We start from the raw sequence: 15387 nt of genomic DNA, 5'->3' as shown, positions 1-15387 counted from the left end.
GCTGTTCGATGTTTTTGCCCGTGGTACACGGCGGAAATCGACGCTTGACGCCGTCACCGTCGCGGACAGTCGTACGTCTCTCGAACCGTGTTCGCCAGCAGTCCCTCTTTCTCGAAGACGATGTATACGACAACGAACTCGCCGTCAACCGGACGCATCACGAACACCTCGCGGGGGTCGTCGTCGTCTCGTTCGTCGTTCACGCGTTGAAGGAGCGGTTCCAGTGGGAGGACGCCACTCTCGAACTCGTCGAACAGGTCGCGCGCGCCCGGTTGCTCGGCAAACACGTAGAGCGCGCCGTTCGGTCGACCGTCGGTGTCCCGCGTGACGCGGGAGTTCATGCCCTCGCCGGCGGCGACGGCCTCGTTCCACGTCTCGTTGGCCGCCTCGAACAGTCCCGTCACGGCGTCGACGAATTCGATGCGACTCCGTTGCTCGACGTCGACCGTCTCGAACGCGGGCGTCCCGTCGTCGTCCCACGCCAGCGTCGCCTCAACGACGTAGCCCGGACGGAGCGCCGACACCTCGTCGGCGAGACTGCCCTCGTAGCCGTCGATCCGGACGTACGTCGGGTCGAACGACTCGCCGTCGAGTTCGACCAACAGCAGCTCCTCGGGGTCGCGCGGGTGTCCGAAAACCCGGTACCGGCCGCGCGTCGTCAGTTCCATATTCGCCGCTTTCGGGGGTCGCGGACATAAGGCGGACGGTCGACGGCCCGGACGCGACCGACTCCGCTCCGACGTACTATCGTAATAACAAAAGTTATTACACTTTAACTGGCTCCGTTATGTATCATATCCGTCTCTCTATGAAATCTGTTGGGCGTACTCTGGGCTATCTCTCCATCTTCGGGTTCGCAGTCGTGACGGCGGCGGTGTACGCGCTCCACGGCCTTCGAAGCTCGAGTTCGGTTGCGACGTTCATCTTCGGGACGTTCATCCCCTTCTGCGTCGCGCTCATCCTCTTTCTGTGTGGGGTCTGGCTCACCCGACAGGAGTTCGACGACTCGAACGTGGCCAAAGTCGGATTCTGGTGCGCAGCGGGGGTGATAGTCACGTGCGCCATCGTCGCGTTGATGATGCTGTACCAACTGTCGGAGGGCGTCGTCCTGAGCAATCGGGACATCGTCTTCGTCGGCGGGATGACGAGCGGCGCGCTCGTCGGCTTTCTGGTCGGCGTGTACGACGTCCAGCGACGCACGACCGAAACCCGTCTCGCCACCGAACGCGAGCGGACGGCCAGACTCAACCAACAGCTTCGCGTTCTCAACCGCGTTCTCCGACACGACGTCCGGAACCGCTCGAACGTCATCCTCGGCTACGCCGACCTCCTGACCGAGGACGACGCCGACGTCGAAGAACACGCCAGGATAATCAAGCGCACGGCGCTCGATCTCGCGTCGCTCGGCGACAACGCGCGACGTATCGAACATCTGCTCTCGGACAGCGAGCAGACGATCGTCGACCTCCGGACGCTCGTCGAACAGGAGGTGACGACGGTCCGAAGCGAACATCCGGAGGCGCGCGTCGAAATCGACTACGGTGAGGCGGGGTCGGTCCAAGCTAACCAGTTGCTCGGCGTCGCGGTGAACAACCTTCTGGAGAACGCAATCGTCCACAACCCGACCGAGCGACCGCGTGTTCGTGTCACCCTCGATCTGCGTGGCGACCGGGTCTTCCTCCGCGTCGCCGACGACGGCCCGGGGATTCCACACGACGAACTGTCGGTGTTTCGGTCCGGTCGGGAGACGCAGCTCACCCACGCCAGCGGTATCGGTCTCTGGCTGGTCAACTGGATTATCGACGACTCCGACGGCACCGTCGACCTCGAAGAACGGACGCCGCGCGGAACGATGGTCCGCGTTTCGCTTCCGGTCGCCGAAGCAGACGGCGCCGACGCATCGAGACTCGTCCGGGGGTGACGTTGCCCGTCGACGACCGACGACGGTAAGAGGCGTCAGTCGTCGCCGAGTGATTCGACCGCACCGCGGATGCCGGCGGTCGTATCCTGGTCCTCGTAGGTGATGCGCCAGCCGGTGACGCCCATGACGACGAGGACGAGCGGCGAGAGGAAGCCGAGGAAGTAGTACGGCGCGTACCCGGCGAGACCCCACTGTCCGGCCCAGACGGGGACGCCGAGGACCCCCGCCATGTAGACGCCGCCCGCGTTCCACGGGATGAGCGCGCTCGTCGTCGTCCCGGCGGCCTCGACGGCCCGCGAGAGGTTCCGGCTGTCGAGACCCTTCTCCTCGTAGATGCCGCGGAGGCTCATGCCGGGGACGACGATGCTCATGTACTGCTCGGCCGCGAGGACGTTCATCCCGAACGCCGAGACGGCCGTCCCGGTCGTGATGCCCGCGACGCTGTGGAGCCTCTTGCTCAGGTGGTACGCGAGAACGGCCAAGACGCCGGTGCGCTCCAGCAGGCCGCCGAGCGCCAGCGCCGCGACGACGATGGTGATGGTCCACGACGAACCGATGAGTCCCCCGGTGGCGAGCAGGTCGTTCACCAGTGCGACGTTCGTCTCCGGCGCGGTTCCGTTCTGGGCGACGTCCCAGACGTGGATGAACCCCTTGACGCCCAGTCGGCCCTGCGCGACCATGCTGGTGAGCGCCCCGGCGAAGACACCCGCCGTCAACGAGGGGAGTGCTGGAAGGCCGTACAGCGCAAGACCGAACGTCACCACGAGCGGGAAAAAGACGACGGGGCTCACCGAGTATGCACCTGCAATCGCGCTCTGAATCTCGCCGACGCGTCCGGCGGGAATCGACCCCGTGGCCGCGAGGCCGAGATAGCTGTAGAGGACGAGCGAGATGAGAAGCGCGATGCCCGTCCCGACGCGCATCGTCCGGATGTGCGTGTAGAGGTCCGTGTTCGTCACCGCCGATGCGAGGTTCGTCGTGTCCGACAGCGGCGAGATCTTATCGCCGGTGTACGCGCCGGTCAGCACCGCACCCGCGGTCATCGGCGCCGGGACGCCGAGCCCCGACCCGATGCCGATGAACGCGACGCCGAGCGTTCCGGCCGTCGTCCACGACGACCCGACGGCGAAGGCGACGCCAGTCGCCAACAGCGCGGTCACGGGTAGGAAGATGGCCGGCGACAGCAGTTCCAATCCGTAGTAGATGAGTCCCGGAATCGTCCCGGCGTCGGTCCACGTGGCGATGAGCATGTAGATGACGAACAGGATGAGTATCGCCTGCATCCCCATACTGAGTCCGTCCACGATACCTTTGTACATCCGCTGCCAGGAGACGCCGTACCAGTACCGGCCGACGAGACCTGTCAGCGCGATGCCCCACAGAAGCGGCATGTGCGCGTCGAGTTCGAGCCAGATCGCGCCGACGCTCAAAAACAACAGCATACCGACGACCGGAACGAGCGCTTGCCCGAGCGAGGGCCGCTCGTCCTCCGGAATATCGTCGTACGCCAGCGGTTCGAACGACAGTGATACCATATACTCGCCAGGTATGCGGCTGGCGCATTTGTATTTGGTCATTCATGCGCATCATGTATTGTCATCTCGAAAACACGTGACACAGGCTCCCAAACGGTCGTTTACGAATCGCCGTCCGAGCCTCGGAAATCCGCAAAGCGCCGCGACTACCGAAGTTCCGACTTCGCCGCGCGGAGTAGTCCGTCGATTATCTCGGGCGTCGTCGGGTGGTACGCGCGGTCCGGTATCTCGTCAACGCGCAGCTCCCGCTCGACGACGACCTGCATCGTCTTCGCCATCACGTCGGCGTGGTAGTGTAGTCCCTGATAGCCCAGCACGGTGCCGTCGTCGGCGTCGACGACGAGCTTCGCCCGCCCGCGGGTGGCGTACTTCGTCTTGAACACGCCGTCGTCGCTCGCTTCCCGCGAGACGCTGACGTAGTTCACCCCGGCGTCGTCGGCCGACTGCTCGGAGTGACCGACACGGACGTACGGGTACACCGACGCCCCCGAGAAAATGACGTGGTGGTGGAGGTTTTCGTATGGTTCGAGTTCCTTGCCCGCCGCGTGCGCCAACACGTTGTCGGCTGCGAGAAAGCCCTGTTCTTTGGCGACGTGCAGAATCGGTTCGTGGCCGTTCGCGTCGCCGACGACGAACACCCGGTCGTCGTCTCGACTCTGCATCGTCGGTTCGACCCACCCTCTTTCGGCCTCTAGACCCGTCGCTTCGAGGTTCAGGCCGTCGACGTTCGGCCGCCGGCCGGTAAAGAGGAACAACTGGTCCGCTTCGACGACCTCCTCGCCGCTCTCTCCGGTGAGATACATCCTGACGCCGCCGTCGTCGGTTCGCTCGACGCGTTGCTCGCTCACGTTCGTCCGCACGTCGATGTCGAACTCTTCGCGGTAGAGCGCGAGCAGGTCGTCGCCGAACTCGGGGTCGGCCTCGTCCAGCGGTCTGTCGTCGTGTTCGACGACGGTGAGGTCCACGCCCACCTCCGCGAGATACGCGGCGAGTTCGACGCCGACGTAGCCGAACCCCATCACGATGCCCGAGTCGCCGAACTCGGTGGCGTCGAGCACGTCGGCGCTCGTCGAGTACGGAACCTCGTCGAGTCCGGGCGTGTCGGGGACGTTCACGGTCGACCCGGTCGCGACGACGACGTAGTCGGGGGTCAGTTCCCGGTCGCCAACCGCCAGCGTCCCCGCGCCGACGAAGCGGGTGTTCTCGCCGACGAACTCGACGCCGTCGTGGGTCGCCAGCGCGTGAACCGCGTTCCGGCGGTGCTCGGCGAAGCCGTGGATGTGTGCGTCCTTGCCGGCGACGACCCGTTCGAGGTCGATCTCCGGCGGCTCGCCGCGGAGGCGCTCGTCGTGGCGGGCGTGGTAGCGGTGCGCCGCCGCCGACAGCACCTCCTTCGAGGGCATACAGCCGCGGAGGATGCAGAGTCCCCCGCCCGGCTCGCCGCCGTCGAGGAGCGTCAGTCGGTCGACTTCGTCCGCGTCGGCGAGGCGCTCGGCGGTGGCGACGCCCGCGCTTCCGTAGGCACCGAGAATAGCGACGTGCATACTGAACGATTCCGCGCCACTGAATTAGCAATTGTGCCGGTCGTGCGTGACTGCTGCGCGAACGGTGGCCTCTTGTACCGTCTTCATCTTGCACTATCGTCTCGCGCCGTCGTCTCGTATCGTCTTTATCTCGTATCGTCGCTATCTCGCGCCGTCACCGTCCGTACCGTCACCATCTCGCACCGGCGTCAACCGAAGTGACTGAAAAATCGATACCGCGCTTAATTCCGGCCGACGAGCGCGAAGGCGCTCGACAGCACCGCGAGGAGCCCGGCGCCGACGCCGAAGCCGGGCATCTCCGTGGACGAGGTCCCCGACTCGTCGTCCCCGTTGCCGCCGTTCCCGGATTCGGTGTCGGCGGCGTCGTCGGTTCCGTCGTCCGTCTCCGTACCGTCGCTCGTTTCCGTCTCGTTCCCCTCTATCGCGACTTCGCGCTCCGAGAAGTGGTTCACTGCGACGAGCACGTCGGCGCTCCCCTCGGTGACCATGTAGGCGGAGCTGTCGCCTCCGTTCGCGGCACTTTCGAGTTCGCCGTACGAGGAGGCCTCCGCGGCCGCCTCGCCGTCGACGGTCACCGAGACGTCGCCCGCGGCCTCGGAGACGCTCGTGACGAGGACGGTCCCCTCGTCGCTGGTTCGGTCGACGGTCATCCGGACGGCGTTCTCGCTCTGTTCGGCCGTCTCGACGGTCGTGTCGTTGGCGTACGTGACGACGTCGGTCACCATCTCGCCGCCGCGCTGCATCACGTGTACCTCGGCGGCGGCCTTCCCGTCGGAGATGAGCCGTTCTTGCTCCCTGTCGTCCTGGGAGCGTTCGCCGACGTACGAGCGGAAGACGAGTTTGTCGTCGGCGCCGAGTTCGGCCGCGACGTCGCCTTCCTCGGTGACGGTCACGTTGCCGTCGCCGACGACGACGAACGCGCCGGTCGTGCCGTTGGCCGTCGTCACGACGACTCGGTCGCCCTCCGTTTCGGCTTCGGCGTCGCTGCTCACGTTCGCGCGGACGTACTGTCCCTCCTCGCCGCCGGCGTTGACGACGAGAATGCCGTGTTCGTTATCGTGGGCCTCGAGGGTCGCGCCGCTGTCGGCGCTGACACTCGCGTTAACCTTCGTCCGCGACTCCAGCGACAGCGCGCTCCCGTCGAACGACGAGACCGCCGACAGCGACGCGTCGGCGCCGATGCCCGCGTCGCTCTGCGTCTCAGACTTCGACTGCACCGCGACCGCTTCGAGCACCGTCTCGCCGCCGACGGCGTAGTCGGCGATGGCCGATCCGTTCGTCTCGAACGAGACGTTGGTTCCGGTGTACGCTTCGCCGTTCGCGGTGCCGTCGGACTGCCCGCTGACAGCCGGTGCTGCCCCCGCCAGTACGACCAGTACCGCCACTACTGCCGCTATGCGTTTCATTGCACTTGCCCGTAACCGACGGCTTTCAGATGTACTTTTTGGCCACTTGTAATTTCTTCTACCGAAGTTTGTCTGTTTCAGAGACAACTCTCGGTTTTCACTACCGTCCAACGACGCGCCGCCGAGCGCCGCTGAGCGTTACCGCGAGATTCCCGCGGCCTCCTCGTCGATAACGGCGTCGACCTCCTCGCGCGTAACGACGGCGATGTCGCCGTCGATGGTCCGCTTCAGCGCGGCGGTCGCCGCCGCGTACTCCAGCGCCGTCGTCACGCCCTCGCCGTCGAGTCGCGCCGCGAGGAAGCCGCCGACGAAGGCGTCGCCCGTTCCGACGGCGTCGACGGTCTCCGCCTCGTAGACGGGTTGGTCGTACGTCTCGCCGTCGTGCAGCGCGAGCGCGCCCGACTCGCCGCGGGTGAGGATGACAGTCTCGAAGCCGTAGTCGTCGGCGAGTCCGCGGACGAGGTCCTCGGGACTCCCGTCGCGGCCGAGAACCTCGCGAGTGTCGCGCTCGGCGGCGACGAGCACGTCGACGCTGTCGAACAGCGCGCGGTAGCCCTCGGCCGCCTCCTCGTGGCTCCAGAGCTTCGAGCGGTAGTTGAGGTCGAACGCCGTCGTCGTCCCGGCCTCTTGCGCCGACTCCAAGAGCGTCGCCGTCGCCTCCGCCGCCGCCTCCGACAGTGCCGGGGTGATGCCGCTGGTGTAGAACGCCTCGCTCTCGCGGACGCGGTCGAGCGGGAGTTCGTCCGCCGAGACGGTCGTGATGGCCGCGTCGGCGCGGTCGTAGATGACGTTCGTCCCGCGCGGCGCGCCGCCGTGTTCGATGTAGTAGGTGCCCATCCGAGCGTCGTCGCTCCACGCGACGGGCGTCTCGACGCCGTGGCTCTGCAGTTCGACGACGACGCGCCGACCCAGAGGCGAGTTCGGCAGTTTCGAGAGCCACGCCGACTCGTGACCGAAGCGGGAGACGGCCGCGGCGACGTTGCTCTCGGCGCCCCCGATTCGGAGGTCCAGTTCGTCGGTCGTCTCCAGTCGCTCCCCCTGCGGCGGCGAGAGGCGAAGCATCGTCTCGCCGAACGTAACGAAGTCCGTCATGCTCGTCCGTTCTTGCGAGGGTCACATAAGTGCGGGGAGTTCCGGCGGATATGCCCCGGACGTTCGAACCGAAGGACTCGCGTCATCTGGTGCGGAGGACCCCGCTCAAACGACGCCGACTACTCCTCCGCGCGCCGCCCCGCGTGGCCCGGATAGTCGCGTTCGAATCTGGCCTCGATGTCGTCACGGCCGAACTCGATAATCACGGGCCGACCGTGCGGGCAGGCGTAGGGGTTCTCGCAGGCGTCGAGCGCCTCCAGCAGTTCGACGACCGATCCCTCGGTGAGCGACGTGTTGCCTGTGATCGAGGGATAGCACGCCAGGTCCGCGAGGAGCGAGTCGGCGACGGCGTCGACGGTTCGCTCGCCGCCGTCTTCCTCCTCGGCGACGAACGCGCTCACCACGTCGCGGAGCAGTTCCGGTTCGAGCGTCGCGTCGAAGACGGCCGGAACGGTCCTGACCTCGACGGTTCGCTCGTCGCTCCGTCCGGCGTGGAACCCGACCTGCGCCAGCGCCTCGGCGTACTCCTCGAACAGCGCCGTCTCCCGTGCCGTCAACTCCAACTCGACGGGGTCGGCCAGCGCCTGCGTCGGCGTGTCGCCCGCGAGTTCGTCCTGCAAGCGCTCGTAGTTGACACGTTCGTCGGCGGCGTGCTGGTCGACGAGTACCAGGCCATTCGGCGTTTCAGCGACGACGTACGTCTCGTGGAGTTGGCCGAGGACGCGCATCCGCGGCAGGCTGTGGAACGGCGTCTCCGGCCTCGCGTCGTCGCCGTCGAGGGTTCGCTGCGTCGTCGGCGCGGCGACGCCCGAGAATCGGGAGTCGTCCGCCGCACCCGCCTCCGCGTCGCTGGTCTCCTCGCCGTTCGACACCAGCGACGACTGCTCGTTCTCCGCCCTTTGTTCGGAGTCTGCTCTCGCGTCGGATTCGGCAGGTTCGACGGGTTCGGCGGGTCGCGCCGCATCGGACGCCGTCTCCGGCGCTCCGGCGCTCGCCTCGAATGCTCCCGTTTCGGTTCCGTCCCGGTTCGACCGCGGCGGTCGGGCGTCCGTGGTCTCGGCGTTCCGAGCGTCAGCGACCGACTCCGATTCGGCAGAGTACGACGACGCGCCGCCGGACGAACTTGCCCTCTCGCTCGCGGTTCCCGTCGTGGATTCCATCTCGCTTCTCTGCCCGATCTCGCCGTCGACCCGCGTCGGCCGTCTGTCGACGCGGCTCGTCCGATCGGCCACGTCGCTCGCGGCTTCGTGGGCGGTGCCCGCCCCGCCGACGACCTCCGAGTCCGAGCCGTCCCCGCCGTCGCCGGGACGAACCGCCGTCTCGTCCGGTGCCGAGAGTCCGCGCGGGGCCGACGACCGAATCAGTCCGTGGTCCAGAAGCGCCGACTCGACGGCGTCGGCGACGGTCCGTTTGGCGCTCGACTCGTCGTCGAACCGAACCTCCATCTTTCGCGGGTGGACGTTCACGTCGACTGCGTCGGGTTCCACGTCGACGAACAGCACCGCGAACGGGTAGCGGTCGGGCGCGAGCTGCCCACCGTAGGCGTCCAGCACCGCCTCTCGAAGCGTCGCGGCGGTGACGTAGCGGTCGTTGACGAACGTCGAGAGGTACTCGCGCCCGGCCCGGGTCGTCTCGGGGTGGCTGACGACGCCCGACACTGACTGTACCGGTCCGGGTCCCGTCGACTCGTGGTCGACGCTGACCATCGATTCGGCCACCTCGCGGCCGTAGACGGCCAGCACCGCGGAGGGGTGGTCGCCGTTGCCCTCGGTGGCGAACACCTCCCTTCCGTTGTGTTCGAGCGACACCGCCACGTCAGGGTTCGCCAGCGCATACTGGGTGACGATGGTGTTGACGTGGTCGAATTCCGTGGGGTCGGTCTTGAGGAACTTCTTTCGGGCGGGCGTGTTGAAGAACAGATCCTCGACTTCGACGGTCGTTCCGGCCGGACAGCCGGCGGGCCGCGTCTCGCCGACGTCGCCGCCGTCGACGGTGAGTTCGACTCCAGCCGCGTTCGTCCCGCTCGGGTCGGTCGCTCCCGTGGCCCGCGGTTTCGACCGGACGGTGAGCCGGGACACCGCGCCAATAGTGTGCAACGCCTCGCCCCGGAACCCGAGCGTGCCGACGCCCGCGTCGAGGTCCGAGATGTCGTGTATCTTGCTCGTCGTGTGCTTCTCGACGGCGCGTTCGAGGTCTGTCTCGGTCATCCCGACGCCATCGTCGCGGACGCGGATGCCGTCTTTCCCGCCGTTCTCGACGCCGACGGAGACGCGCGAGGCGTCGGCGTCGAGGCTGTTCTCGACGAGTTCCTTGACGACTGAGGCGGGCCGCTCGACGACTTCTCCCGCCGCGATCTGACGGATCGTCGCGTCGTCGAGTGCGCGAATCTGGGCGTTCTCGTCCGACTCGGTGTCCCTGTCGACCCCTCCGTCGCCATCCGGAACGTCGCTCACGGACGAGTCACCTCGGGTCCGCGTTGGTTCGGGCTGGTCTGGTGGTTCATGGAGGGAGCTACCGAGAGCAATCTACTTGAACACGCGGGTCGCTGCGGCGGTGTCCTCACCCCTCAGCCTCTCGCGGGCGCGAGTACGTTCGGCGGTGCACGACTGGCGTACGTCACGTCCGCAGCAGGCGTACGTCACCGACCGAGAGACACGGGCTGACTGTCAAATGTTACCATTTAACAATATGCTTCGATTACTATCCAATATGGCGACGAACGGAGGGGTAAACGGGTCAGAAAGTGCGACTGTCGACGAGGCAATCGTCGGTGAGGCAGCGATTCCAATCACGATTCGCGTCGTCGCCGTCGCGATGGCCGGGGGGTTAGTCGGGACGGTGCTGATGTTGCCGGTACTCGTCGGTGTTCCGGCGTTGTTCGGCTTTTTCGAGACCGAACCGGTGATGCGGTTCGCTGGGTTCGCCGGCTACTTGGGCGTCGATCCGACGCTGGCGCTCGGTATCGTGCTGTTCGGCCTCGGGGGGACAGTCGTGTTGCCACTCGTGTTCCTCGTCGTCGGAGCATTCCTCCCACCGGTGCGACCGAGGGCACTCCGCGGTGCGTCCTTAGCGACGATATTCTGGTTTGGGTTCGTCCCGGCGTTTTGGCCCCCCGGGGGAGTGGTGACCGTCGGACTCTACCTCGTCTTCTCGCTTCTTGCGCACTGGGTGTACGGCGTGACGCTCGGTTCGGTGCTCGACCGAACTATCGGTATCCCTCAACACGACGTCTGAGGGGAAACTGCTCGCGTCTCTCGTCGCCTTACTCTCGGCGTGTTCGATACGTCCGCGTTCTTCCTGTAGTACCAGAGACTCCCATCGCCTCCGTACTCCTCACTCCGTCGTACTGTCTCGGTCACGTCACAAAATTGGTAAATAGGACAGCTAGTATCGTTATACTAGGTTAGGTGGTACCAATGTACACGGGATTGCGACCCGTCCTCACTGCGCTCCTTTTGCAGTCGGAGTTGATTCCACGCGGGACGCGAACGTTCGTGTTCCAACAAATCTTTGCCGTCTTCTTGGTTCTCGGCACGCTCGTCGGCATCGTCGTTATCTCGTACATGCTCTACACGGCGTACACGTACCGCGATGGCGAGAACCGCCCCGACGACGGGTTCGACCCGCCGAAACTCGGCGAACTGCCGGGGGGCGGAGGCGGTGGACGAAAACTCGTCACGTCGTTCACCCTGAGCGTCGTCATCGTCATCTCGCTCATCGCGTGGACGTACGGGACGCTGCTGTTCGTCGAGGAGGGTCCCTCGGCGGAGGAGTCGATGGAGGTACAGGTCGAAGGCTACCAGTTCGGCTGGGAGTTCACCTACGAGAACGGTCACACGACCGACGGCGTCCTCCGCGTCCCGGCAGGCGAAGCAGTTAGGTTGCGCGTCACGTCCGCGGACGTGTTCCACAACTTCGGAGTCCCCGAGTTAAAGGTGAAGACAGACGCGATACCCGGCCATCGGACGGATACGTGGTTCGTCGCGAACGAGACGGGGAACTACACGGCACAGTGCTACGAACTCTGCGGCGCGGGCCACTCCTACATGACGGCGGAAGTCGTCGTCATGGAACCCGACGAGTACCGAGCGTGGTACGCGAACACCAGTAACAGTTCAAGTTCATCATGAGCGACCGGCGAGCACCGAAACCGATGGAGACGGACGGGGGCACGACCGACGGGGGAGCCGCCGGTGAGAAACTCACCGATGGTGGCCGGGCCGACGGCAGTCGCGCCGACGGCGGCGCGGCGCACGGAGATCGTCCCCTCGTCAGCGGCGAGCACGGCCCCGAAGAACACGCGTTTCCGTCCACGAGCGAGATACGTCGCTGGCTGGTCACGACCAACCACAAAGACGTCGGCATCCTCTACGTCGTCACTTCTCTCTTTTTCCTCCTTCTTGGCGGAACGCTCGCACTGCTGATACGCGTGCAACTGTGGGCCCCGCGCGCCGTCGGTGAGACGATTCTCAGCCCCGTTGCGTACAATCAGGCGGTGTCGGCGCACGGACTGCTGATGGTCTTCTGGTTCCTCTCGCCGTTCGCGTTCGGTTTCGCGAACTACGTCGTCCCGCTGCAGCTCGGCGCGAAGGACCTTGCCTTCCCCCGACTCAACGCGCTCAGCTACTGGCTCTACCTCGCGTCGGGACTGCTTTTCGTCGTCTCGTTCTTCCAGGGAGGGACTTTCGCAGGCGGGTGGACAATGTACGCCCCGCTGAACGTCCCGACATTCATGCCGGACGTGGGCGCCAGTACGGCCGTCCTCGCGCTGGTGCTGTTCGTCACCTCGGTCACCGTCTCCTCCGTCAACTTCATCACTACGATACATCGGATGCGGGCGGAAGGGTTGACGCTTCGACGCCTCCCGCTTTTCACGTGGACGATCCTCCTGACGGTGTGGATGATGCTGTTCGCCTTCGCCGCCCTGCTCGCGGCGCTGCTCATCCTCTCGTCGGACCGCCTGCTCGGCACGACCTACTACGCACTGGAGTCGCCGGGCGGGTCGCTGCTGTGGACCCACCTGTTCTGGTTCTTCGGCCACCCCGAGGTGTACATCGTCTTCTTCCCCGCGCTGGGCGTGATGGCCGAGACGTTCCAGACGTTTACGGGTCGTCGCATCGTCGGACGCAAGTGGTTCATCGCGGCGATGATTCTCGTCGCGCTCCAGAGCTTCGTCGTCTGGATGCACCACATGTTTCTCACCTCCATCAACCTCCAGATCAAGACGCTGTTTATGGTCACCACTATCGGCATCTCGCTTCCGTTTGACCTGATGGTGTTCGCGCTCATCTATACGATGCTCAAGGGTCGAATCCGATTCACGACGCCTTTCCTCTTCAGCTTCGGGGCGCTCCTGCTCTTTATCATCGGCGGAATCACCGGCGTCTTCCTCGGAGCCGTCGTTCTCGACTACGAGTTCCGCGGTACCTACTGGGTCGTCGCGCACTTCCACTACGTGATGGTCGGCGGCGTTACCGCGCTCGTCGGCGGTCTCTACTACTGGTTCCCGAAGATGACGGGCCGGATGTACGACGAATTTTTGGGTAAACTGCACTTTGGATTGTACTTCGTCGGCTTCAACCTGCTCTACTTCCCGATGTTCGTCGCGTGGGAGACGCCGCGCCGCGTGTTCGACTACGCGCCCGGCCTCGCGCCGTGGCACAAACTCGCGACGATCGGCGGCTTCGTCCTCGGCGCGTCGTTCGTCGTCATGTTCTACAACCTGACGAAGAGCGCGTTCGCGGGCGACCCGGCCGACGACAACCCGTGGGCGTACTCGACGACGGCCGAGTGGACGATCCCGTCGCCGCCACCGCTGGAAAACTTCCCCGGTGTCCCGACCTACCGCGACGGGGTGCTCTCGTTCCGCCGCGACGCGCCGAAGCCGACTGCCGAGGCCGACGGCGGTGCGGCCTCCGCCGCATCTGCTAGGTCTGCGGTCGAAGACGGCGGCGTGACCGTGGAGTCGACGACGCAGCCGACGCAGTCGTACGGCGAGGCCGCCGGCGACGACCACGCCAGCCACGCGAGCATCTGGCCGCTGGCGCTGAGCGTCGGAATGTTCGTGCTCTTTCTCGGCCTCTCCGGACTCCGGGGTGGGTCGTTCGGTCCTGGTATGGTGTCTACGTTCTACCTCTCCGCTACGACGATCGGTGGCGCGGTGACCTTCGGTTCGCTGCTGTTCTGGGGGCTCGAACCGTTCGACGCGCCCGCTGGCGGGTTCGGCGAGGCGTGGCCGTTCGACGGCGTCGAGAACGGGAAGGTAGGTATGTGGGTGTTTCTCGCTTCCGACGTGGTGTTGTTCGGCGGCGTCATCGGGGCGTACGTGTTCACGCGCGTCGCCTTCGGCTGGACCGGGTGGGAGCCGATTCCGACGGACCCGATTCCCGGACTGCTGAACACTTACATCCTGCTGACAAGCAGTTTCACGGTCGTTCTCGCGCTCGTTGCCGCCGAGAAACGGAGTCGCGTGGGCGTCGTCGCGAGTCTCGTGACGACGTTCCTCCTCGGCGTCGGATTCCTCGTCAACAAGGGAATCGAGTGGCAGCACCTGCTTCACGAGGGGGTGTGGCTCTCGACGAACGTGCGGTCGTCGACGTTCTTCCTCACGACTGGTCTCCACGCGGCGCACGTCATCGTCGGACTGCTCGTCACGCTGTTTCTCGTCGCCCGCGCGTGGCGGGGGGCGTACCTCGACGACAGTCGGACGGTCGAGTACTTCGGCCTCTACTGGCACTTCGTCGACATCGTCTGGCTGTTCCTCTTCCCGCTGTTCTACATCCTCTGAGGTGACATCAAATGGTTTCGACAAAACTGTACACGGCGATTTACGTGGTGTTGTTCGTCTCGGCGACGATTCAGGTACTCGTGGAGTTCGCGGGGTTTGCGTACTGGGCCGCCTTCGGCCTCATTTTGGCGCTCTCGGCGATGAAAGCCGTTCTTGTCGCGGCGTACTTCCAGCACCTCCGATTCGAGCCGCGCTCGCTCACCTACCTCGTCGTCAGCGGACTGCTCGCGGCGCTCGCGCTGACGCTGGCGGCGTCGTACTCGATTCTCTGAGAAGGAAGTGAGAAAGCGAATGGACCAACCGAGGGAGTCGTCGTCCGAATCGTCCCTCACGGAGTCGGGCGACTCCACGCGAACGATAGTCGGCTACGCGCTCCTGTTTTCGATTCCGGTCGGCGTCGGCGTCGCTGCGGGCGTCTCGCGGGCGACGGGTGAGGGCTTACTCGCTCCGAGTGTCGCGCTTCCGGGCGTCGTCGCGGCCATTGGCGTCTGCCTGTTCGTCTTCGCCGTCAGCTACGGCGGCACGCCGGAGCACTGACCGACAGTTGAAGTAGTGATCTGTGGTACCAGCACACATGAATCTATCCGAGAGTCCGCTTCCGTACGCCGTCTCGATGCTCGGCGTCGTCGTCGGCTTGGCTATCCTCCTCGTCGGCGAAGCCCTCGGTGCAGTAGACGCTCTCGTCGTCGGGGGCGGTGTCGTCACCCTCGTCGCCGTCGGGATACTCACCGCGGCGGTGGCGATGCATCCCGCTCGGGACGTGGACGCGACCACAGAGCAAGAATACTCCATGAAGGACTCACCGTCGCAGTAACGGCCTATCCAGCGAGACTGAACGCAATGATGGCGAGGATGATGAACGCCGCGTAGACGGCACCGAGCGCGAAGAACACCTTCAGATGGAAGACGAAAAGCTCCTCGGCCTCTGCTTCTACCGCCGCTTCGTAGTCGCTTCGTCCGCTGTTGCTCTCCAGATGAACCTCGCCGACGTGGAGTGTACACTGCCGCTCGGCTCTGAACGGTCGCTTGCAGAACGGGCAGACGGCCACCGGGTTCTCTCCCGGCGGAACGGACGTTTCGGGGACGACTCGTTCCGACATGG

At 65.4% G+C, this 15387-nt stretch carries 14 protein-coding genes; 7 read left to right on the top strand and 7 right to left on the bottom strand.

The annotated features are described in order from the left end of the window. Positions 1 to 53: 53 nt before the first annotated feature. Entirely contained in the window at positions 54 to 668 is a 615-nt protein-coding gene (locus LAQ58_RS12455) for a DUF6663 family protein (RefSeq protein WP_224447782.1), read from the bottom strand. 140 nt (positions 669 to 808) lie between these two features. Between LAQ58_RS12455 and LAQ58_RS12450 the strand changes: the two genes are divergently transcribed. Continuing rightward, entirely contained in the window at positions 809 to 1921 is a 1113-nt protein-coding gene (locus LAQ58_RS12450) for a sensor histidine kinase (RefSeq protein ID WP_224447781.1), read from the top strand. Between the two features lie 35 nt (positions 1922 to 1956). Here the strand turns inward: LAQ58_RS12450 and arcD are convergent, their stop codons facing one another. The 5 genes from arcD to mutL form a co-directional block, all read right to left on the bottom strand. Beyond that, entirely contained in the window at positions 1957 to 3456 is a 1500-nt protein-coding gene (gene arcD / locus LAQ58_RS12445; protein WP_224447780.1) for an arginine/ornithine antiporter ArcD, read from the bottom strand. A 146-nt stretch (positions 3457 to 3602) separates the two neighbouring features. Continuing rightward, the gene (locus LAQ58_RS12440; protein ID WP_224447779.1) at positions 3603 to 5000 is read right to left on the bottom strand and encodes a dihydrolipoyl dehydrogenase family protein; all 1398 of its coding nucleotides are present in this window, start codon (positions 4998 to 5000) and stop codon (positions 3603 to 3605) included. A gap of 221 nt (positions 5001 to 5221) precedes the next feature. After that, positions 5222 to 6406, bottom strand: a complete 1185-nt coding sequence (locus tag LAQ58_RS12435) for a PGF-CTERM sorting domain-containing protein (protein ID WP_224447778.1) — start codon at positions 6404 to 6406, stop codon at positions 5222 to 5224. A gap of 138 nt (positions 6407 to 6544) precedes the next feature. Next, positions 6545 to 7498, bottom strand: coding sequence for a bifunctional 2-dehydro-3-deoxygluconokinase/2-dehydro-3-deoxygalactonokinase (kdgK1, locus tag LAQ58_RS12430; RefSeq protein WP_224447777.1), 954 nt, complete (start codon positions 7496 to 7498; stop codon positions 6545 to 6547). Between the two features lie 119 nt (positions 7499 to 7617). Beyond that, positions 7618 to 9951: a DNA mismatch repair endonuclease MutL gene (mutL, locus tag LAQ58_RS12425; RefSeq protein ID WP_425490658.1), complete on the bottom strand. Its 2334-nt coding sequence runs from the start codon at positions 9949 to 9951 to the stop codon at positions 7618 to 7620. Between the two features lie 256 nt (positions 9952 to 10207). Here mutL and LAQ58_RS12420 point away from each other — a divergent pair, with 256 nt between their 5' ends. The 6 genes from LAQ58_RS12420 (at position 10208) to LAQ58_RS12395 (ending at position 15099) form a co-directional block, all read left to right on the top strand. Further along, positions 10208 to 10732 carry a DUF6789 family protein gene (locus tag LAQ58_RS12420; RefSeq protein ID WP_224447776.1) on the top strand — a complete coding sequence of 175 codons (525 nt, stop codon included), beginning with the start codon at positions 10208 to 10210 and terminating at the stop codon, positions 10730 to 10732. Between the two features lie 182 nt (positions 10733 to 10914). Beyond that, complete coding sequence (coxB, locus tag LAQ58_RS12415) at positions 10915 to 11628, top strand: cytochrome c oxidase subunit II (protein WP_224447775.1); 714 nt, start codon at positions 10915 to 10917, stop codon at positions 11626 to 11628. A gap of 23 nt (positions 11629 to 11651) precedes the next feature. Continuing rightward, a complete protein-coding gene (locus LAQ58_RS12410) occupies positions 11652 to 14285 on the top strand; it encodes a cbb3-type cytochrome c oxidase subunit I (protein WP_224447774.1) in 2634 nt (877 codons plus the stop codon). Positions 14286 to 14296: 11 nt separating this feature from the next. Then, positions 14297 to 14557 carry a cytochrome C oxidase subunit IV family protein gene (locus tag LAQ58_RS12405; protein WP_224447773.1) on the top strand — a complete coding sequence of 87 codons (261 nt, stop codon included), beginning with the start codon at positions 14297 to 14299 and terminating at the stop codon, positions 14555 to 14557. Between the two features lie 19 nt (positions 14558 to 14576). Then, the gene (locus LAQ58_RS12400) at positions 14577 to 14822 is read left to right on the top strand and encodes a hypothetical protein (protein WP_224447772.1); all 246 of its coding nucleotides are present in this window, start codon (positions 14577 to 14579) and stop codon (positions 14820 to 14822) included. 37 nt (positions 14823 to 14859) lie between these two features. Then, positions 14860 to 15099: a hypothetical protein gene (locus LAQ58_RS12395; RefSeq protein WP_224447771.1), complete on the top strand. Its 240-nt coding sequence runs from the start codon at positions 14860 to 14862 to the stop codon at positions 15097 to 15099. 4 nt (positions 15100 to 15103) lie between these two features. Here LAQ58_RS12395 and LAQ58_RS12390 read toward each other — a convergent pair whose 3' ends face one another. Beyond that, on the bottom strand, positions 15104 to 15385 hold the full coding sequence (locus LAQ58_RS12390; RefSeq protein WP_224447770.1) for a DUF7410 domain-containing protein: 282 nt from the start codon (positions 15383 to 15385) through the stop codon (positions 15104 to 15106). Between the last annotated feature and the right edge of the window lie 2 nt (positions 15386 to 15387).

Origin of the sequence: Haloprofundus salilacus (assembly GCF_020150815.1) — an archaeon.
Taxonomy (GTDB): Archaea; Halobacteriota; Halobacteria; order Halobacteriales; family Haloferacaceae; genus Haloprofundus; species Haloprofundus salilacus.
Note: the sequence above shows the minus strand (reverse complement) of the source record. Positions and strands in the feature narration are given on the sequence as shown.

What these genes read in the sequence shown, in the direction of transcription:
- LAQ58_RS12455 (WP_224447782.1), bottom strand. Translation starts at nt 668, where the DNA reads ATGGAACTGACGACGCGCGGCCGGTACCGGGTTTTCGGACACCCGCGC.
- LAQ58_RS12450 (WP_224447781.1), top strand. Translation starts at nt 809, where the DNA reads ATGAAATCTGTTGGGCGTACTCTGGGCTATCTCTCCATCTTCGGGTTC.
- arcD (WP_224447780.1), bottom strand. Translation starts at nt 3,456, where the DNA reads ATGGTATCACTGTCGTTCGAACCGCTGGCGTACGACGATATTCCGGAG.
- LAQ58_RS12440 (WP_224447779.1), bottom strand. Translation starts at nt 5,000, where the DNA reads ATGCACGTCGCTATTCTCGGTGCCTACGGAAGCGCGGGCGTCGCCACC.
- LAQ58_RS12435 (WP_224447778.1), bottom strand. Translation starts at nt 6,406, where the DNA reads ATGAAACGCATAGCGGCAGTAGTGGCGGTACTGGTCGTACTGGCGGGG.
- kdgK1 (WP_224447777.1), bottom strand. Translation starts at nt 7,498, where the DNA reads ATGACGGACTTCGTTACGTTCGGCGAGACGATGCTTCGCCTCTCGCCG.
- LAQ58_RS12420 (WP_224447776.1), top strand. Translation starts at nt 10,208, where the DNA reads ATGGCGACGAACGGAGGGGTAAACGGGTCAGAAAGTGCGACTGTCGAC.
- coxB (WP_224447775.1), top strand. Translation starts at nt 10,915, where the DNA reads ATGTACACGGGATTGCGACCCGTCCTCACTGCGCTCCTTTTGCAGTCG.
- LAQ58_RS12410 (WP_224447774.1), top strand. Translation starts at nt 11,652, where the DNA reads ATGGAGACGGACGGGGGCACGACCGACGGGGGAGCCGCCGGTGAGAAA.
- LAQ58_RS12405 (WP_224447773.1), top strand. Translation starts at nt 14,297, where the DNA reads ATGGTTTCGACAAAACTGTACACGGCGATTTACGTGGTGTTGTTCGTC.
- LAQ58_RS12400 (WP_224447772.1), top strand. Translation starts at nt 14,577, where the DNA reads ATGGACCAACCGAGGGAGTCGTCGTCCGAATCGTCCCTCACGGAGTCG.
- LAQ58_RS12395 (WP_224447771.1), top strand. Translation starts at nt 14,860, where the DNA reads ATGAATCTATCCGAGAGTCCGCTTCCGTACGCCGTCTCGATGCTCGGC.
- LAQ58_RS12390 (WP_224447770.1), bottom strand. Translation starts at nt 15,385, where the DNA reads ATGTCGGAACGAGTCGTCCCCGAAACGTCCGTTCCGCCGGGAGAGAAC.